Origin of the sequence: Citricoccus sp. NPDC055426, assembly GCF_040677445.1 — a bacterium.
GTDB lineage: Bacteria > Actinomycetota > Actinomycetes > Actinomycetales > Micrococcaceae > Citricoccus.
In genome coordinates this window covers 14641-33542 of sequence record NZ_JBFARZ010000012.1, presented here as the reverse complement: position 1 = coordinate 33542, position 18902 = coordinate 14641, and the positions used below count along the sequence as shown (strand labels likewise).

Genomic DNA, 18902 nt, shown 5'->3' with positions numbered 1-18902 from the left:
TGAGGAATTTCACCGGGCGACCCATCCGCGCCGGCTGTGACTCCGAACACCCTGCATCGGAACAACCACGAGGAGATCATCATGCGCAAGAATATGCTCTTGGCCCCGGTCATCGCCCTGGGCGCCCTGACCCTCACCGCGTCCCCCGCCCTGGCCCACAGCGGTCACGGCGAAGGGAGCGGCACCGCCACCACCACTAGGACCCACGAGGGCGCGTGGTCGGGGCAGGCCACCCTGGACCCGCTGAACAACAGCGGCACCTCCGGCCAGGCCATGATCGAGCTGGACGGCAACGAGGCCACCGTCTCGGTGAACGTCACCGGCGCCGCGGAGACCTTCATGGACGGTCCCTTCCCGCACGCCCAGCACATCCACATCGCCGGCCAGGGGGTCTGCCCCGGGCCGGAGGCAGACACCGACGGTGACGGTGTCATCAGTGTTCCCGAGGGACATCCCTCCTACGGGGCGATCGGCACCTCGCTGACGACCGAGGGTGACACGAGTGCCGACTCGGCGCTCGCGGTCGAGCGGTTCCCGGGTGGCTCCGCCTACAACTATGAGCGGACCTTCGAGCTCAACGACGAGACCGCCGCCTCCCTGGCCGATGGCACCGCCGTGGTGGTGGTCCACGGCGTGGATCCGACCCTGCTGAGCGCGGAGGCGCAGGAGAAGCCGAGCGAGCTGGATCCGTCCCTGCCCCTGGCGGCCACCCTCCCGGCGGCCTGTGGCACCGTGACCGTCTCGCAGATGGACCAGATGCCGGAGGGTGGCGCTGACACCGGTTCGCCGGTCCAGCGCCAGGACACCTCCGGGATCTTCCTCGGTGTGGGTGCCCTCGCCGTGGCCGCCCTGGGCGGCGGGGCCTGGGCTGTCAGCCGTCGCTCGAGCCGGGCCTGAGAGTTCGGAGACCGACCACATCATGACGTCCCCCTCCGCTCTCCGCCGCGCAGGCCTGACGGTCTGCGCGGCGGGCGCGCTCCTGCTGGTTTCGGGTTGCTCCGCTGCCGTGGAGTCACCGCCGGGCCCATCCTCCTCCGCGACGTCCTCCGCGACGTCCTCCGCGACGTCCTCCGCGCCGGCGGAGCCCTCGAGGTCCACCCCCGAGGCCGCCCCCGACGCCACCACTGACGCCGCCGAGGCCACCACTGAGGAATCGCCGGCCGCCCTGCCGGCCTCCGAACCGGTGGGGATCTCGGTCCCCGGCATCGGGGTGGAGTCGGACCTCATGGACCTCGGTCTGCAGGACAACGGCATGATCGAGGTCCCGCCCTACAACCTCGGCTCGCCGGCGGGCTGGTACGTCCACTCGCCGACGCCGGGGGAGACCGGCCCCTCCGTGATCCTCGGCCACCGCAACGGGATCGAGGGTGGTCCCGGGATCTTCGCCGATCTCCCCCAGGTCGAGGTGGGCGATTCCATCGAGGTGTCCCGGCAGGACGGCTCCGAGGCATCCTTCACCGTCTACCGCACGGAGCTGTTCGGCAAGGACCGGGAGGGCTTTCCCACACTGGAGGTGTACGGCAACACCGCCGGTCCCGAGCTCCGGTTGATCACCTGCGACGGGTTGAACGAGGACACGGGCCTGCTCGAGGAGAACTTCATCGTCTACGCCACCCTCGATCCCTGACCGCACGCGAGTCCGCGGCGCACACCGGCGGGGACGGCCCCTGTGGACGGGGCCCTACGGCGTCCGCGTCAGTCGATAGACTTCTGGGCACCATGTCCCAGAATTTCCAGACCTCCCTGCCCGGCCTCTTCACCTCCCGCTCCATCGAACCGGTCGCCGCGGACCCGGAGGCCTTCCCCAGCTCCGTGACCATGCACCGCACCCCGGACGCGACCGAGCTGCTGGAGGGCCTGAACGAGCAGCAGCGGCTCGCCGTGGTGCACACGGGCGGGCCGCTGCTGATCGTGGCCGGCGCCGGCTCGGGCAAGACCCGCGTGCTGACCCACCGCATCGCCTACGCGCTGGGCACCGGGCGGGCCCGCCCGCACGAGATCCTGGCCATCACCTTCACCAACAAGGCTGCCGCCGAGATGCGCGAGCGGATCTCGGCGCTGATCGGCCCGGCCGCGGGGAAGATGTGGATCTCCACCTTCCACTCCTCCTGCGTGCGCATCCTGCGCCGCGAGGCCACCACGGTCGGGCTGAAGTCGAACTTCTCCATCTACGACTCCGCAGACTCACTGCGCCTGGTCACCTCGATCGCCAAGACCCATGACCTGGACCCCAAGAAGTTCGCCCCCAAGGCCCTGCTGAACAAGATCAGCGGCCTGAAGAACGAGCTCGTGGACGCCGAGGACCACTCCGCCACCGTCTCGGAGTCCGATCCCTTTGCACAGGCCGTGGCCGCCGTGTACCGGGACTACACGCAGCGCCTGCGCCAGGCCAACGCCATGGACTTCGACGACCTGATCGGCATGACCGTCAACATGTTCGAGGCCTTCCCCGCGGTCCTGGACAACTACCGCCGCCGCTTCCGGCACGTGCTGGTGGACGAGTACCAGGACACCAACCACGCCCAGTACCGGCTCGTGCGGCTCCTGACGGGCCCGGCCGGAGACCCCGAGGGTGTGGAGACCCCCGGGGGCGAGCTGACGGTGGTCGGCGACTCGGACCAGTCCATCTACGCCTTCCGCGGCGCGGACATCCGCAACATCGTGGAGTTCGAGCAGGACTACACGGACGCCACCACCATCAAGCTGGAGCAGAACTACCGCTCCACCCAGACCATCCTGGACGCCGCCAACGCGGTGATCTCCAGGAACCCGAAGCGCCGACCCAAGAATCTGTGGACGGCCGAGGGCGCCGGGCAGAAGATCACCGGCTACGCCGCTGAGAACGAGTCAGCCGAGGCCGAGTGGATCGCCACCACCATCGACCGCCTCCAGGACGAGGAGGACATCCGGCCGGCGGACGTGGCCGTCTTCTACCGCACCAACGCCCAGTCCCGCTCCCTCGAGGAACGCCTCGTGACCAAGGGCATCCCGTACCGGGTCATCGGCGGCACCCGGTTCTACGACCGCAAGGAGATCAAGGACGCGCTGGCCTACCTGCGGGTGCTGGCCAACCCGGATGACGACGTCAACCTGCGCCGCATCCTCAACGAGCCCAAGCGGGGGATCGGGGACCGCGCCGAGGGCGCCGTGGCGGCGCTGCAGAACCGCAACCGGTCCACCTTCTTCGAGGCGCTGCGCCAGGCCGAGCAGGCCCCGGCCATGGCCACGCGCTCCCTCAAGGCCGTGGCCGGCTTCGTCCAGATGATGGACGACCTGACCCAGGTCGCGGCCACCTCGAAGGCCGCCACCGTGCTGGAGGCCGTCCTGGAGCAGACCGGCATGCTGGCGACCCTGCGCTCCTCCGAGGACCTGCAGGACGAGTCCCGGGCGGACAACCTCGGCGAGCTCGTGGCCGTGGTCCGAGAGTTCGAGAAGAACAACCCGGAGGGCACCCTCGGGGACTTCCTGGAACAGGTGGCCCTTGTGGCGGACGCCGACCAGTTGCCGGACGCCGCGGACACCGAGGGGGCGGAGCTGGCCGAACGGCTCGGCCAGGTCACCCTCATGACCCTGCACACCGCCAAGGGCCTCGAGTTCCCCGTGGTGTTCCTGACCGGCATGGAGCACGGGGTCTTCCCCCATTCGCGGTCCATGACGGATGAGAAGGAACTCGCGGAGGAGCGCCGCCTGGCCTACGTGGGGCTGACCCGAGCCCGCCAGCGCCTCTTCGTCTCCCGCGCCGAGGCCCGCTCCCTGTGGGGACAGCACCAGTTCAACCCTCCCAGCCAGTTCCTCGGCGAGATCCCGGAGGCCCTCCTGGAGTGGGAACGCGAGGGATCGGCCCGACCGGCCGGATTCTCCGGCGGCTGGGGCGGTGGCAGCATCGGCGGACACGGGGCGCAGAACGGCTCCGGCTCCCGCTACCCGCAGCGGTTCTCCGGCTCCCACTGGGGAGCCGGCGCGTCCACGGGCAACCGGCCGGCCCGTGCCTCGGGCACCTACGCCGAGGATGCCGAGCTGAAGGTCCCGCAACGCGGTGCCGCGCGCACCCGGGTCCAGCCGCAGAAGGAGATCGTCTCCCTGAACCAGGGGGACCACGTGGAGCACGGCACCTTCGGACGGGGCACCGTCCTCAGCCTCGAGGGCCAGGGGGACAAGACGGTGGCCAAGGTCGATTTCGGCGGGACGGAGAAGCGGCTGCTGCTGCGGTACGCCCCGCTGCACAAGGTGGACTAAGGTATGGGATGGAACGCCCGGGGAACCTCCGGGCTTCCGGCCGGCTTCCGCCGTGCCGGACACGCAGAGGTCGATGTCTTCAGGCGCCTGGCGCCGAAGAGCATGGGGCTGTGTTGTGCCTGATGCCGCTCGCGGAACCCGACCGTCCCCGTTTTCGACGTAGAAGGACTGCAACCCGTGGACCTGTATGAATACCAGGCGCGCGATCTGTTCGAGGCACACGGCGTTCCCGTGCTGGCCGGCATCGTGGCGCAGACCCCGGAAGAGGCCAAGGCGGCCGCTGTGAAGCTCGGCGGCGTGACCGTCGTCAAGGCGCAGGTGAAGGTCGGCGGCCGTGGCAAGGCCGGCGGCGTCAAGGTGGCCAAGAACGCCGATGAGGCCTTCCAGTACGCCAAGGACATCCTGGGCATGGATATCAAGGGACACACCGTCCACCAGGTCATGATCGCGGCCGGTGCGGACATCGCCGAGGAGTACTACTTCTCGGTGCTGCTGGACCGTGCCAACCGCACCTACCTGGCCATGTGCTCCGTCGAGGGCGGCATGGAGATCGAGCAGCTCGCCGTGGAGCGCCCCGAGGCCCTGGCCAAGGTGCCCGTCTCCGCGCTGACCGGCATCGACGCCGCCACCGCGCAGAAGATCGTGGCCGAGGCCAACTTCCCCGAGGAGCTGCGCGGCCAGGTGGCCGACGTCCTGGTGAAGCTGTGGGACGTCTTCGAGAAGGAGGACGCCACCCTGGTCGAGGTCAACCCGCTGGTCAAGACCGGCGCCGGTGACATCATCGCCCTGGACGGCAAGGTCACCCTGGATGAGAACGCGGACTTCCGCCAGGAGGCCCACGCCGACCTCGTGGACAAGCGCACCGAGGACCCGCTGGAGGCCAAGGCCAAGGCGAACGACCTCAACTACGTCAAGCTGGACGGCCAGGTCGGCATCATCGGCAACGGCGCCGGGCTCGTCATGTCCACCCTGGACGTGGTGGCTTATGCCGGCGAGAAGCACGGCAACGTCAAGCCCGCCAACTTCCTGGACATCGGCGGCGGCGCCTCTGCCGCTGTCATGGCCAACGGCCTGGACGTCATCCTGAACGACGAGCAGGTCGCCTCCGTGTTCGTCAACGTCTTCGGCGGCATCACCTCCTGTGACGCGGTGGCCCACGGCATCGTGAAGGCCCTGGAGATCCTGGGCGATTCGGCCTCCAAGCCGCTCGTGGTCCGTCTGGACGGGAACAACGTCGAGGAGGGCCGGCGCATCCTGGCCGAGGCGGCCCACCCGCTGGTCACCCTCGCCACCACCATGGATGAAGGCGCCGACAAGGCCGCAGAACTCGCCAACTCCGCGCTGGCTGACAAGTAAGGACCGCTCAACTCATGTCGATCTACCTGAATAAGGATTCCAAGGTCATCGTCCAGGGCATCACCGGCGGCGAAGGCACCAAGCACACCGCCCTGATGCTCAAGGCCGGCACCAACGTCGTCGGTGGCGTCAACGCCCGCAAGGCAGGCACCACCGTGACGCATACGCACGCTGAGGGGCACGAGGTCGAGCTGCCCGTCTTCGGCACCGTGGCCGAGGCCATGGAGGCCACCGGCGCCGACGTCTCGGTGGCCTTCGTGCCGCCGAAGTTCGCCAAGGACGCGGCCATCGAGGCCGTCGATGCCAAGATGCCGCTGCTCGTGGTCATCACCGAGGGCATCCCGGTGCAGGACACCGCCGAGTTCTACGCCCTGGCCGAGTCCCGGACGGACGCCGACGGCAAGCCGACCACCACGATCATCGGCCCGAACTGCCCCGGCGTCATCACCCCGGGCGAGGCCCTGGCCGGCATCACCCCCGCGAACATCACCGGCAAGGGCCCGATCGGCTTGGTCTCCAAGTCCGGCACCCTGACCTACCAGATGATGTACGAGCTGCGTGACCTCGGCTTCTCCACCGCCATCGGCATCGGCGGCGACCCGGTCATCGGCACCACCCACATCGACGCCCTGGCCGCGTTCGAGGCGGACCCGGAGACCGAGGCCATCGTGATGATCGGCGAGATCGGCGGCGACGCCGAGGAGCGTGCCGCCGACTTCATCAAGGCCAACGTCACCAAGCCGGTCGTCGGCTACGTGGCCGGCTTCACCGCCCCGGAGGGCAAGACCATGGGCCACGCCGGCGCCATCGTCTCCGGCTCCTCCGGCACCGCCCAGGCCAAGAAGGAGGCCCTCGAGGCCGCCGGTGTGAAGGTCGGCAAGACCCCCTCGGAGACCGCCGAGCTGATGCGCCAGATCCTGAAGGGCTGAGTCAGCACCCAGCCGACAACGACGCCGGCCCCCACCTTCCGCAGAAGGTGGGGGCCGGCGTCGTTGTCAGTCGATTCCTAGAGCGCCGAGACGATCCAGATGATCAGAGCGATGGCCACCAGGATACCGACGATGGTCCACACAAGGTTGCTTCCGCGCATCGTATTTCCTCCGTTCTCTAGGGGGTACTTCTCGTTCACTCTTGCACGAACCGGGCCCGTTGAAAAGCCGCCACCGCAAGAAAAAAGTGGTCTTCGTCCAGGCCCGACCGCGGACGGAGGCGGTGCCGGACCCCGTTTCGGCCCGGCACCGGCACCCTCCTCTGCCGGGCACCCTTCCCCCCGAAAGGATGCCGTCACCTCACCGTAGGTGCCCGGCCCCGTCGGCACGATGGGGAGAACTCCCCATCAGCGGCGTCCGCCCCGGCGGGGTCAGGCCACGGAGGTGCCGAAGAGCAGTCCCAGCACGTAGGTGATGGCCGCGGCGCCGTAGCCGATGAGCAACTGGCGGAGCCCGCGCTTGAGCGGGGAGGCCCCGGAGAGCAGCCCGACCACGCCGCCGGTGCCCAGCAGGGCGAGACCGACGAGCCCGGCGGAGAGCACCACGGCACCGATCCCGCCCATCCCGAACAGGTAGGGGATGACCGGGATGATGGCGCCGGAGGCGAAGAAGCAGAAGCTGGAGAACGCCGCACTCCACGGGCTGCCGATGGCCTCATGGTCGTCCGAGTAGTCCACCGGCCCCTGCGAACCGTCAGGATGCGCGGAGAAGGAGGGGTTGCAGTCGCAGCTGAAGTACCCCAGACGCTCCAGCGCGCGGTGGGTGGCGTCCTCCTCGCTCATGCCGCGGGCCCGGTAGACGAGGACCAGCTCGTTCTCGTCCAGGTCAAGGTGTTCGGCGGCCTCGAGGGTGACCTGGGTGGGGGAGGAGGCCTCCAGCAGCTCGCGCTGGGAGCGCACGGAGACGAACTCGCCCGCGGCCATGGACAGGGCGCCGGCCAGCAGCCCGGCGATCCCCGTGAAGAGCACCACGTGGTTGGCGACCCCGGTGGCGCCGATGCCCATCACGAGGGCCAGGTTGGACACGAGGCCGTCATTGGCGCCGAACACGGCGGCCCGGAAATTGCCTGCCAACTGCTCGCGACCGCGGGAGGCCAGGCCGCGCACGACCTCCTCGTGGATGGCCTCGTCCGCCACCATGGCGGGGGTGGCGTGCTGGTCCTGGGCGTAGGGGGAGTCGGACTCGGCCCGCTGGGCCAGGGCCAGCACGAAGACGGACCCGAAGAGCCGGGCCAGCCACCGCAGCAGCACCCGGTGCGGGGAGGGGCGCGGCGGGTTCTGCGCATGCTCGCCCAGCAGGGCCCGCCAGTGGTCCTCGTGCCGCTTCTCCGCTGTGGCCAGTCCCAGCAGGATGTCCCGTTCCGGACCCGCCTTGCGCTCGGCGATCACCCGGTAGATCTCCGCCTCGGCGATCTCATCGGCCAGGTACCGGCGCCACCGCCGGATCTGGTCCCGGGTGGGCATCGGGTTCTCGGGCATGGGATCAGACTCCAGTGACAGCGGACGGAGGCCGGGATGCCGGCCCGGACCAGTTTACGCTGGGGTGATGACATCCTCACCGCCCACCGGCCCGCCGGCCCGGGGCCGGTTCTCATCCACCGTGCTCGACGGCGGCCGGGAACCCGACCCTCGATTCACCCTCGCGAACGAGCGGACCTTCCTCGCCTGGATCCGTACCTCCCTGGCGCTGACTGCCGGCGGCATCGCCGTGGAGGCCTTCACCGGTTCCGTGTTCGACTCGCTGACGCGCACGGTGCTCGGCTCCGTGCTCCTGGGACTGGCCGCCCTGCTGGCGGTCGCGGCCGGGTTCCGGTGGATCCAGGTGGAGCGGGCCATGCGGCATGGCCGGCCGCTGCCGTTGCCGGTGCTGGTTCCCGTACTCGCCACGGGGGGCGCGGTGGCCGCGGTGGTGCTGCTCGTGTTCCTGCTGATCCGGCAGGCCTGAACGGTGGTCTCCAGCGCTCGGCCGTCGCTGCACCAGGACCCCGGGTTGCAGCCCGAGCGGACGGTGATGAGCTGGGACCGGACCCTGCTCGCCCTGTTCGTGGTGGCCGCCATGCTCCTGCGCTGGTACTCCGCCGTGGGGCTGGCGGCCCTGTTCCCCGCCGGGCTGTGCGGGGTGACGGCGCTGGCGATCCATGTGACCCAGCGGCGCCGGTATGCGGTGCAGTCCAGCGGCATCGCCGCGGAGCGCGTGGAGGCGGACGTGTTCAGCGTGCTGTGGATGGTGGTGCTCGTGGTGGCGGTGGCGGTGCTGGCGCTCCTGGCGATCTGGGTGCTCTGACGCTTCGGGGCCCCGTTCCACCCCGTGCCGCCCGGTGCCGACTGGTGCCGTCCGCTGTTGCCAGGGTCTCCAGGACCGGCCTACGGTGAACGGGTGCCGACCTCGAGCAGTCACCCGTGGACGGACCTGACGCGTCCGATCAGCACGGGGATGCCCGTGGTCGCCGGAGATCCCCACGTGGAGATCAGCACGGCCCTGACGCTCGAACGCGACGGCGCGTGGGTCAGTCACCTCCGCCTCGGGTCCCACACCGGCACCCACGTGGACGCGCCCGCGCACCTGGTGGCCGGCGGGCGGACCGTGGACCGGTTGGACCTGGCCGAGCTCTGCGGGCCTGCCGTCATCCTGGGCCTCGAGAGCCTCGCGGGCTCCGGCCGTCACGCGCCCCTCACGGCGGATCGGCTGCGCCCCCTGATCGAGCGGTTCGCACCGTCCGGGCCGGAAACCCTTCCCCCGCGGGTGCTCGTACACACCGGCTACGCCCACAACGACCCTGCCCACACCGGCCACCCTCGCACCGGCCACCCTCACACCGGCGCCCACACCGGGCCCGACTCGGCGGTGGGCGAGCACCCCTATCTGACGCAGGACGCCGCCCGGTTGCTCTGGGACGCCGGGGTCCGACTGCTCGGCATCGACACCCCGAGCCCCGACCCCTCCGCGCCGTCCGAACCGCCGTCCGAACCGCCGGCCGGACCGCCGGCCGGACCGCCGGCCGGACCGCAGCCGGCGGTCAACGGCCTGCCGGTGCACCGGGTCTTCCTCGGCGGGGACGGCATCCTGGTGGAGAACCTCACGGGCTTGGGCTCCTTCCGGCCCGTGAGGACCCCCATCGAGACGGACTGGACGGCCCGGATCACGCTGGGCGTCTACCCCCTGCCCCTGGCCGGCCGCGACGGTGCCCCGGCCCGGGTGGTCGCCCGCCCTCGAGGAACCGACGAAAGGACCCCGCCATGCTGAACCGCCCCCGCGTCACCGAGAACGGGAACCTCGGCCCGGTGGACTCCACCGCGGTCCCGCGCTACAGCGGCGCGGCGACCTTCGCCATGCTGCCGCGGCTGGACGAGATCGAGGCCGCCGGACGGACCGCCGACGTCAAGGTGGTCGGCGTGCCCTTCGACGCCGGGGTCTCCTACCGGCCGGGCGCCCGGTTCGGACCGGGCCACGTGCGCCAGTCCTCCCGGCTGCTGCGCCCGTACAACCCGGCCACGGACTCCTCCCCCTTCGCCCAGGTGCAGGTGGCGGACGCCGGGGACATGGCCGTCAACCCCTTCGACATCGACGAGGCCATCGCCACCATCCAGGCCGACGCCCTGGACCTGACCGCGGACGGGGCCGGCCTGCTGTCGATCGGCGGCGACCACACCATCGCCCTGCCCCTGTTGCGGGCGGCCGCCGAACGGGCCGGCTCCCCGGTGGCCCTGCTGCACTTCGACGCCCACCTGGACACGTGGGACACCTACTTCGGCGCCGCCTACACGCACGGCACCCCGTTCCGGCGGGCCGCCGAGGAGGGCCTGCTGGCCACGGAGGCCGCCTGCCACGTGGGCACGCGCGGCCCGCTCTACGGCCGCAAGGACCTCGACGACGACACCCGGCTCGGCTTCGGGATCGTCACCTCCGCGGACGTCTACCGGCAGGGTGCGGACGCCGTGGCCGCGCGGCTCGTCGAGCGCATCGGCGACCGCCCGCTCTACGTCTCCGTGGACATCGACGTCCTGGACCCCGCCCATGCGCCCGGCACCGGCACGCCGGAGGCCGGCGGGATGACCAGCCGGGAGCTGCTGGAGATCCTGCGGGGGCTGCGCGGGACACGCCTGGTGGGGGCCGACGTCGTGGAGGTGGCCCCGGCCTATGACCACGCCGAGATCACCGGGATCGCGGCCGCCCACGTGGCCTACGACCTGATCGGGCTGCTGGGCGGACGGCGGGGGAGCGGAGCATGAAGCACCGCAACGGCGGTGACCTCGTCATCGAGACCCTGACGGCCCTCGGGGCACGCACCGTGTTCGGCATCCCGGGCCAGCACGCCCTCGGCCTCTTCGACGCGCTGTCCCGCGCGGAGCTGACCTACGTCTCCTCCCGCGTGGAGAACAACGCCGCCTTCGCCGCGGACGGCTACGCGCGGGCCGTCGGCCAGGTCGGGGTGCTCTTCCTCTCCACCGGGCCCGGCGCGCTGACCTCCCTGGCGGGGCTGCAGGAGGCCTACGCCACGGGCGTCCCGATGGTGGTGGTCGCCTCCCAGATCCCGCTGTCCGGGCTCGGGGCCAGGCGCAAGGGCATGCTGCACCAGCTCGACGACCAGAAGGCCTCCGCCCAGAACGTCACCAAGGCGCAGTTCAGCGTGCACCACGCCTCCGGGATCCCCTCGGCCATCCAGGACGCCTGGGCCGCGGCCGTCACCGTGCCACAGGGCCCCGTGTGGGTGGAGGTCCCGCAGGACGTGCTGCTGGGTGCGGTGATGGTCCCGCCCGTGGTGGACGCCCTGGCCGTGCCCTACGACCACCCGCCGCGGGCCGAACTGGTGCAGGAGTCCGTGCGCTGGCTCGCCGCCTCCCGCCGGACCGCGATCGTGGCCGGGGGCGGGGTGCGCCGCTCCACCCACCACGCGCAGCAGCACCTGCTGGCGGTGGCCGAGCTGCTGGACGCCCCCGTGGTCTGCACCCCCGGCGGGAACTCGGCCTTCCCCTGGGACCATCCGCTCTCCCTCGGCTCCTGGGTGGAGGACCGCCACGTCACGGACCTGCTCGAGGACGCCGAGGTGCTGCTCGTGGTGGGGTCCTCGCTCGGCGAGGTCACCTCCAACTACTTCACCCTGGTCCCGCGCGGCCGGCTCATCCAGGTGGACGCCGAGCCCCGCGTCCTCGAGTCCAATTTCCCCACCCTGGGGGTCCGGGCCGACGCCGGCCAGGCCCTGTCCGCGCTCGCCGACGCCTTGGCAGGCGTCAAAGCGTCGGACTGGCACGGCCGCACCGCCGCCGAGGCGGTGGCGGAGGTCAACGCCCGGGTGGCGGCCCGGCTGGACGCCCAGGACCTGGGCCGCGAGCGGCGATTCATGGCGGACCTCCGCGCCGCCGTGCCGGGCCGGATGCAGACCTACTGGGACATGACCATCGCCGCCTACTGGGGCTGGAACTGCTGGGACGCGCAATCCGGTCAGTTCCACTCCGCCCAGGGCGCCGGCGGGCTGGGCTACGCGTTCCCGGCCGCGATCGGCGGTGCCCTCGGCCTCGGGGAGCGGACACTGGCCGTGGCCGGGGACGGCTCGGCCATGTACTCGATCGCCGAGCTGGCCTCGGCCGTCCAGCACTCCGCGGACGTGACGTGGCTGATCGTGGACGACGGCGGCTACGGGATCCTGCGCGAGTACATGGAGGGAGCCTTCGGCCGGGCCACCGCCACCGAGCTGCACCGGCCCGACTTCGTGTCGCTGGCCCGTTCCTTCGGGGTACCCGCCGAGGAGGTCTCGGTGGATCAGGTGGGCCCCGCCCTGAGCCGCACCCTGGCGCAGAAGGGGCCGGCCGTCGTCGTGGTCAAGACCCTGCTGCGGATGTGGGAGCCCAGTCATCTGGGGTGAGGGCCCCGGACGCACTTGACCCCCGGTGAAGCGTCAGCTCCCGGGGGTCAAATGGTTTGGTGTGCGTCCGGCTGCTAGTCGAAGCGCTCTGGATGCTCACCGAAGATGAAGTGCCTGCCGGTCACCCGGCTGACGTCGACCTCTATGTAGAAATCCTTATACGTGGGGACCCAGGGGTCAATACCCAGTGACTCGGCGAATTCGATCTCCTCCTCGGTCTCCAGGACGCGGGCGGTGCCGCGGGCCAGCACGGACCAGGCCTGGTCCGAGAGGATGCCGTCCGCCTCCACGAGGATCTTGGGGTTGATGGTGAGCTCGGCCAGCTTGTTGCCCGGGGCGGACCGGAAGTAGATCTTCTGGTCCCGGGCCACGATGTTCACCGGGACCAGGTCCAGCTCGTCACTCACCCGCAACCCCAGCCGGCCGTGCCGGGTGTTCTCCAGCAGCTGCCAGCACTGTCCCTCGTCCAGCACGAGGATGGCCTCGCCATCGGGGTGGTCGAACATCATGGCCCGGTCTCCTGTGATCCTCGGTGGTGGTCTGGCGTCCTGCCCGGTCAATCGGTGATTCCATTCTCCCGTGCTCGGCGCGATCCTGCTAGTGCTGGCAGAATCGTTAGGATGTGGCCCATGACACAGCCGCCTGGGCGCCACGCCGAGCACCACACCGACCACCACGCCGACGCCGTGGTGGTGGGCCACGGGCTCGCCGGGCTCGTGGCCGCCACCGAGTTGCTGGCAGCCGGCCGCCGCGTGGTGCTCGTGGACCAGGAACGTCCGGAGGACCTGGGCGGGCAGGCCTGGTGGAGCTTCGGCGGGTTGTTCCTGGTGGACTCGCCGGAACAGCGGCGGCTGCGCGTGCGGGACTCGGTGGAGCAGGCCTGGGCGGACTGGCAGGCCACCGCGGGGTTCGACCGCCCTGAAGACGAGCTGCCCCGGCAGTGGGCCCGCGCCTACGTGGAGTTCGCCGCGGGGGAGAAGCGGTCCTGGCTGCGCCAGCGCGGGCACCGGATCTTCCCCGTGGTCGGATGGGCGGAGCGCCGCCCCGATCCGGGCGCCCACCCCGGCGCCCCCGGCAACTCCGTGCCCCGCTTCCACATCACCTGGGGCACCGGGCCCGGGATCGTGGAATCCTTCGCCGGCGAGGTGGCGCAGGCCGCGTTCTACGGCCGGCTCACCATGCTGCACCGGCACCGGGTGGAGTCCGTGGACACCTCCGGCGGGGCGGTCGCCGGAGTCTCCGGGACCGTCCTGGCGCCCGACGCCGGCCCCCGCGGCTCCTCCTCGAACCGCACCCCGGCCGGGACGTTCCGGATCCAGGCACCCACGGTGCTCATCGCCACCGGCGGCATCGGCGCCGACCACGGGGCGGTCCGCGCGAGCTGGCCGGCACGGCTCGGCACCACGCCGGGGCGGATGCTCTCCGGAGTGCCGGCCTACGTGGACGGCTCCGGGCTGCGTGCCGCCCAGGCGGCCGGCGGGGCCGTCATCAACCCTGACCGGATGTGGCACTACACCGAGGGCATCGCCAACCACTCCCCGGTCTGGCCGGACCACGGCATCCGGATCCTGCCCGGGCCCAGCTCGCTGTGGTTGGACGCCACCGGCCGGCGCCTGCCGGATCCGCTGTGGCCGGGATTCAACACCCTGGACACGCTGACCGGACTGCGCCGAGGGCCGGGCGGCGGCCGCGATCATCGCGCCCCTGCTGACCACTCGTGGTTCATCCTCAACCGCCGCATCATCGGCAAGGAGTTCGCCCTGTCCGGCTCCGAGCAGAACCCCGACCTGACGGGGCGCTCGATCCGCGAGGTGGTCGGCCGGGCCCGGCAGGACGTGCCGGGCCCGGTGCAGGTGTTCCTGGACCACGGCGAGGACTTCCTGCAGGCGCCGACCCTGCGGCAGCTGGTGGCAGCCATGAACGCCCTGGTCGGCGAGGACCTCCTGGATGCCGAGGCCGTGGCCGCCGTGGTCCGGGCGCGGGACCGGGGCGTGGCGGCACCGGCGGGGGATGCCCAGCTGGACGCCGTGCGGACCGCACGGGGATACCTCGGCGACCGGCTCGTCCGGGCCACGGCCCCGCACCGGCTCGAGGACCCGGCGGCCGGCCCGCTGATCGCCGTCCGCCTGCGGGTGCTGACCCGCAAGACCCTCGGCGGGCTGCACACCGACCTCGGCTCACGGGTGCTGGACACTTCCGGGACGCCGGTGCCCGGGCTCTACGCCGCGGGGGAGGCCGCCGGCTTCGGCGGCGGCGGGATGCACGGCTACCGGGCCCTGGAGGGCACCTTCCTGGGCGGCTGCCTGTTCAGCGGCCGCGCCGCGGGCCGGCAGATGGCAGCGGACCTGGCGGACTGACGGACGCCCGGCCGGTACGGCTAGCGGGTGTACCCGGCCGCCCGGCGGGCGGTGACGGTCTCCTCCAGCACCCGTACCGCCGTCGGGGCGGTGCGGCCCGGGGCCACGGCCACATAGCACGGGGCCAGGTGCGCGGGGCGGCGCTCCGGACCGTGGGTGTCGTAGAACAGTCCGAGGTAGTGGCCGCCGGCCCGGTCCACGAGCAGCTGTCCGACCCCCACGTCCCACGGGTTGGTGTCCACCCCCAGGGTCACGTCCGCCCAGCCGATCGCCGTGTACGCCAGCTCCAGGGCACCGGACACCGTGCGGCGGACGGTGGCGTAGGTGTCCACGAGCCGGCCGAAGCGCTCCAGGGCCGCGGGGCCGTCCACCGCGAGGGCCTCCGCCGAGGGGTAGGAGGTCACGAGGTTCAGGGCGGACTCGTCTCGGGCGATCCCGGCATCCCCGTTGCCCTCGGCCGGAGCACGGTCGGCACGCCCCGCGCCGAACCGCTCGCCGTTGAGATACGCCCCGGAGTCGTCGGCGGAGAATTCGAGGCCGTTCACGGGGTCCAGCACCACGCCGGCCACCACCTCGCCGTCCACGGCGGCGGCGATCGAGATCGAGAACATCGCGAAGCCGTGCGCGAAGTTCGCCGTCCCGTCGATCGGGTCGACGATCCACTCGAGCCGCCCCGGACCGGAGGAGGGGAGGGGACCCGGGAGGGTGCGCGGACCGGGGGAGGCGAGGGGGCCGGCGTCGTGCCCGGTGTCCGTACCGCGGGCACCGCCCTCCTCGCCGACGAAGCGGCTGCCGGGGACCGCCGCGCCGAGCAGGCGGACCAGCTCGTCCTCCGTGGCGCGGTCGTGCACGGTGACGAGGTCATGGGTGTTGCGCTTGGTGCTCAGTTGTAGCCCGTCCGGCGCTGTCCGGAAGGCCTCGACCAGGCGAGGGGTGCAGGCGGTGGCGGCGGAGCAGGCGAGTCGACGCAATTCGCCGGGAGAGGGGAGCGACATGCGGCCAGCCTAGTAGTCACCGATGTGATCGGGACCGGGCCGGTGGTGAATACTGGAGGCATGGCCGATCGGACACCCCCACCGCACAGTGCTGCCGAGGGCGCCCCACCGTCCCCCCTGCTCGAGGACCGCGAGGTCCTCATCACCGAACACGTGGCCACCATGCTCCAGGACCGGTGGCACGCCTTCCGGCGCAAGTCCGCCGTCCGCCGCGGCCACATGCCCACGGTGATGTCCTTCACCGGCTACGGCACCACCGGCTGGGTCCGGGTGCTCTCCCGCGTGGTGATGGCGCCGGACGAGGCCTTCGAGAACGGCCTCCGGCTAGCCAAGATGGTCGAGGACGGCGTGCGCGGCTGGCACAACTTCACCTCCCCGCCGGTGCCCTACGCGCTGGTGGAGGTGACCGCCGGCGGCCAGACGTTCTCGGTCCGGGCGGACCGCGGCGGCGTGGTGGATGCCGTGGTGGCGGCGGACATGGAACCCGGGTGGCAGACCGTGACCTTGCAGGCCAGCGGCAGCGAGCCCTCCTTCACGGATGTGTACATCGTGGACGACCACGTGGTGACCGGCGTGGTCTCGGACATCGACGACACGGTGGTGGTGACCTACCTGCCGCGTCCCTTCCTGGCCGCCTGGAACTCCTTCGTCCTGGACGAGCACGCCCGCACCCCGACCCCGGGCATGGCGGTGATGCTGCACCGGCTGCTGGAGACGCAGCCCGCCTCCCCGGTCATCTACCTCTCCACGGGGGCGTGGAACGTGGCCCAGACCCTGTCCCGTTTCCTCTCCCGCAACCTCTATCCCTTCGGCCCACTGCTGCTGACCAGCTGGGGGCCCACGGAGGACCGCTGGTTCCGCTCCGGCCTGGAGCACAAGGTCTCGCAGTTGGACCGTCTGGCACGGGACTTCCCCGGGGTGCGGTGGCTGCTGATCGGGGACGACGGCCAGCACGACCCCGAGATCTACGCGGACTTCGCGCGCCGACACCCGGACAAGGTGCGCGCCATCGTCATCCGCCAGCTCACCCCCTCCCAGGCGGTGCTGGCCGGTGGCCGTGCCGAGGATCCCCGGGACAGCACCCCGGGGGTGCCCTGGTGCTACGGCCCGGACGGCGCCAACCTGTCCCGCCAGCTCGAGGGGCTCGGGATCCTGGAGAACAGCCGCACCGAGGCCCGGCCGCAGACCTGGCCCGTGACCTCTCAGATCTCGGTGGTGGCGCCGGAGTGAACGGGACGGCAGCGGAGGTGGGGCTCCGGCCCGACGGCGGCGGGCCCGGTGTCCGCGTGGACGTCCCCCTGCGCTGGGGGGACATGGACGCCTACGGCCACGTGAACAACGTGCGGGTCGCCGCGATCCTGGAGGAGGCCCGCGTCCACGCCTTCGGCGTCCCCGCGGGGACCGGCGCCGCCGGGCCGCCGGCACCGGTGTCGTTGCTGGACGGGGTGCCGGGCACCGTGCACACGCTGATCGCAGAGCACCGGATCCGGTACCGGCGGCCCCTGGAGTACCGCACGGTCCCGGCCCGGGTGTGGGTGTGGGTGGCCGCCGTGAAGGCGGCCTCGATCGAGGTGGCCTACTCCATCCGGGACGGGGTGGACGGGACGGAATGCGTCACCGCCACCACCACCATGGTCTTCGTGGACTCGGCCACCGGCCGACCCGTGCGGCTGGGCGCGTCCCAGCGGGAGGCCCTGCAGAGGCTCAGCTGACGCCCTGGCCTCAGATGACGCCCTGGGCCAGCATGGCGTCGGCGACCTTGACGAAGCCGGCGATGTTGGCGCCCACCACGTAGTTGTTGGGCGTGCCGTACTCCTCGGCGGTCTCGAGGCAGCGGGCGTGCAGGTCGATCATGATCTGCTCGAGCTTCTCGTGGGTGTGCTCGAAGCTCCAGGTGTCCCGGGAGGCGTTCTGCTGCATCTCCAGGGCGGAAGTGGCCACGCCGCCGGCGTTGGCGGCCTTGCCCGGGCCGAACAGCACGCCGGCCTCGATGAGCAGCTCGGTGGCCTTCTGGGTGGAGGGCATGTTGGCACCCTCGGCCAGGGCGACCAGGCCGTTCTTGATAAGGGTCCCGGCGGCCTTGTCATCGAGCTCGTTCTGGGTGGCCGAGGGCAGGGCCACGGTGCCCGGGACGTCCCAGACGGAGCCGTCGGCCACGAATCGGGACTTGCCGCCGCGCTGCTCGACGTACTCGGCGATGCGGCCGCGCCTGACCTCCTTGATCTCGCGGAGCAGGTCCAGGTCGATGCCGGCCTCGTCCACCACGTAGCCGGAGGAGTCAGAGGCGGTGATGGCCGTGGCCCCGAGCTGCTGGGACTTGGCGATCGCGTTCAGGGCCACGTTGCCGGAGCCGGAGACCAGGACGGTCTGGCCGTCCATGGTCTGGCCCTTGGTGCGCAGCATCTGGTCCGCGAACATCACGGCGCCGTAGCCGGTGGCCTCCGGACGGACGAGCGAGCCGCCCCAGGACATGCCCTTGCCGGTGAGAACCCCGGACTCGAAGCGGTTGGTGATGCGCTTGTACTGGCCGAACAGGTAGCCGATCTCGCGGGAGCCCACGCCGATGTCCCCGGCGGGCACGTCCGTGTACTCGCCGATGTGGCGGTAGAGCTCGGTCATGAAGGACTGGCAGAAGCGCATGATCTCGGCGTCCGAGCGGCCGGCCGGGTTGAAGTCCGAACCGCCCTTGCCGCCGCCGATCGGCATGCCGGTCAGCGCGTTCTTGAAGATCTGCTCGAAGCCGAGGAACTTGACGATGCCCAGGTACACGGAGGGGTGGAACCGCAGGCCGCCCTTGTACGGGCCGAGGGCGGAGTTGAACTCCACGCGGAAGCCCCGGTTGATCTGCACGGAGCCGTTGTCGTCCACCCAGGGGACTCGGAAGATGATCTGGCGCTCGGGTTCGCACATGCGGCGCAGGATGCCGGATTCCACGTATTCGGGATGGCGGTTGACCACGGGGCCGAGGGCCTCGAACACCTCGGTCACGGCCTGGTGGAATTCGCTCTCGCCGGGGTTGCGGCGGAACACTTCGTTCCGCAGGTTCTCCAGACCCTGTTCCATGTCCGTCCTCGCTTTCCTCGGTGGCTTCCCCTCGCAGGGCGGGCAT

The 18902-nt window shown here is 71.3% G+C and carries 17 protein-coding genes; 13 read left to right on the top strand and 4 right to left on the bottom strand.

Features of this window, described 5'->3' with window-relative positions:
* Positions 1-81 precede the first annotated feature (81 nt).
* The 5 genes from AB0K08_RS14570 (at position 82) to sucD (ending at position 6521) form a co-directional block, all read left to right on the top strand.
* Positions 82-897 (top strand): hypothetical protein, encoded by an 816-nt coding sequence (locus AB0K08_RS14570; protein WP_363355692.1) that lies wholly within the window; start codon positions 82-84, stop codon positions 895-897.
* Positions 898-919: 22 nt separating this feature from the next.
* Positions 920-1627, top strand: coding sequence for a class F sortase (locus AB0K08_RS14565; RefSeq protein WP_363355690.1), 708 nt, complete (start codon positions 920-922; stop codon positions 1625-1627).
* A 191-nt stretch (positions 1628-1818) separates the two neighbouring features.
* A complete protein-coding gene (gene pcrA, locus AB0K08_RS14560) occupies positions 1819-4236 on the top strand; it encodes a DNA helicase PcrA (RefSeq protein WP_363355781.1) in 2418 nt (805 codons plus the stop codon).
* Positions 4237-4413: 177 nt separating this feature from the next.
* Positions 4414-5592 (top strand): ADP-forming succinate--CoA ligase subunit beta, encoded by a 1179-nt coding sequence (sucC, locus tag AB0K08_RS14555; protein WP_363355688.1) that lies wholly within the window; start codon positions 4414-4416, stop codon positions 5590-5592.
* A gap of 14 nt (positions 5593-5606) precedes the next feature.
* Positions 5607-6521, top strand: coding sequence for a succinate--CoA ligase subunit alpha (gene sucD, locus AB0K08_RS14550; RefSeq protein ID WP_363355686.1), 915 nt, complete (start codon positions 5607-5609; stop codon positions 6519-6521).
* A 431-nt stretch (positions 6522-6952) separates the two neighbouring features.
* On the opposite strand, the gene AB0K08_RS14545 is transcribed toward sucD, so the two are convergent.
* Positions 6953-8059 (bottom strand): VIT1/CCC1 transporter family protein, encoded by a 1107-nt coding sequence (locus AB0K08_RS14545; protein ID WP_363355685.1) that lies wholly within the window; start codon positions 8057-8059, stop codon positions 6953-6955.
* A gap of 67 nt (positions 8060-8126) precedes the next feature.
* On the opposite strand from AB0K08_RS14545, the gene AB0K08_RS14540 reads away from it, so the two are divergent.
* The 5 genes from AB0K08_RS14540 to AB0K08_RS14520 all read left to right on the top strand — a co-directional run bounded on the left by AB0K08_RS14540 (position 8127) and on the right by AB0K08_RS14520 (position 12441).
* Positions 8127-8525 carry a DUF202 domain-containing protein gene (locus tag AB0K08_RS14540; protein ID WP_363355683.1) on the top strand — a complete coding sequence of 133 codons (399 nt, stop codon included), beginning with the start codon at positions 8127-8129 and terminating at the stop codon, positions 8523-8525.
* Between the two features lie 3 nt (positions 8526-8528).
* Positions 8529-8864 (top strand): DUF202 domain-containing protein, encoded by a 336-nt coding sequence (locus tag AB0K08_RS14535; RefSeq protein ID WP_363355681.1) that lies wholly within the window; start codon positions 8529-8531, stop codon positions 8862-8864.
* 93 nt (positions 8865-8957) lie between these two features.
* Positions 8958-9824 carry a cyclase family protein gene (locus AB0K08_RS14530; RefSeq protein WP_363355679.1) on the top strand — a complete coding sequence of 289 codons (867 nt, stop codon included), beginning with the start codon at positions 8958-8960 and terminating at the stop codon, positions 9822-9824.
* A complete protein-coding gene (gene speB / locus AB0K08_RS14525; protein WP_363355677.1) occupies positions 9818-10810 on the top strand; it encodes an agmatinase in 993 nt (330 codons plus the stop codon). The genes AB0K08_RS14530 and speB overlap by 7 nt, the downstream gene beginning before the upstream one ends.
* Entirely contained in the window at positions 10807-12441 is a 1635-nt protein-coding gene (locus tag AB0K08_RS14520) for a thiamine pyrophosphate-binding protein (RefSeq protein ID WP_363355675.1), read from the top strand. Before speB ends, AB0K08_RS14520 begins: the two co-directional genes overlap by 4 nt.
* Before the next feature lie 74 nt (positions 12442-12515).
* Here the strand turns inward: AB0K08_RS14520 and AB0K08_RS14515 are convergent, their stop codons facing one another.
* Complete coding sequence (locus AB0K08_RS14515; RefSeq protein ID WP_363355673.1) at positions 12516-12950, bottom strand: pyridoxamine 5'-phosphate oxidase family protein; 435 nt, start codon at positions 12948-12950, stop codon at positions 12516-12518.
* Positions 12951-13070: 120 nt separating this feature from the next.
* Here AB0K08_RS14515 and AB0K08_RS14510 point away from each other — a divergent pair, with 120 nt between their 5' ends.
* Positions 13071-14798 (top strand): FAD-binding dehydrogenase, encoded by a 1728-nt coding sequence (locus AB0K08_RS14510; protein WP_363355671.1) that lies wholly within the window; start codon positions 13071-13073, stop codon positions 14796-14798.
* A gap of 20 nt (positions 14799-14818) precedes the next feature.
* Here AB0K08_RS14510 and AB0K08_RS14505 read toward each other — a convergent pair whose 3' ends face one another.
* Positions 14819-15793 (bottom strand): inositol monophosphatase family protein, encoded by a 975-nt coding sequence (locus AB0K08_RS14505; RefSeq protein ID WP_363355669.1) that lies wholly within the window; start codon positions 15791-15793, stop codon positions 14819-14821.
* A gap of 162 nt (positions 15794-15955) precedes the next feature.
* On the opposite strand from AB0K08_RS14505, the gene AB0K08_RS14500 reads away from it, so the two are divergent.
* Positions 15956-17023 carry a phosphatase domain-containing protein gene (locus AB0K08_RS14500; RefSeq protein WP_363355780.1) on the top strand — a complete coding sequence of 356 codons (1068 nt, stop codon included), beginning with the start codon at positions 15956-15958 and terminating at the stop codon, positions 17021-17023.
* An 83-nt stretch (positions 17024-17106) separates the two neighbouring features.
* Positions 17107-17505 carry a thioesterase family protein gene (locus AB0K08_RS14495; RefSeq protein ID WP_363355779.1) on the top strand — a complete coding sequence of 133 codons (399 nt, stop codon included), beginning with the start codon at positions 17107-17109 and terminating at the stop codon, positions 17503-17505.
* A 10-nt stretch (positions 17506-17515) separates the two neighbouring features.
* Here the strand turns inward: AB0K08_RS14495 and gdhA are convergent, their stop codons facing one another.
* Positions 17516-18856 carry an NADP-specific glutamate dehydrogenase gene (gdhA, locus tag AB0K08_RS14490; protein WP_363355667.1) on the bottom strand — a complete coding sequence of 447 codons (1341 nt, stop codon included), beginning with the start codon at positions 18854-18856 and terminating at the stop codon, positions 17516-17518.
* Between the last annotated feature and the right edge of the window lie 46 nt (positions 18857-18902).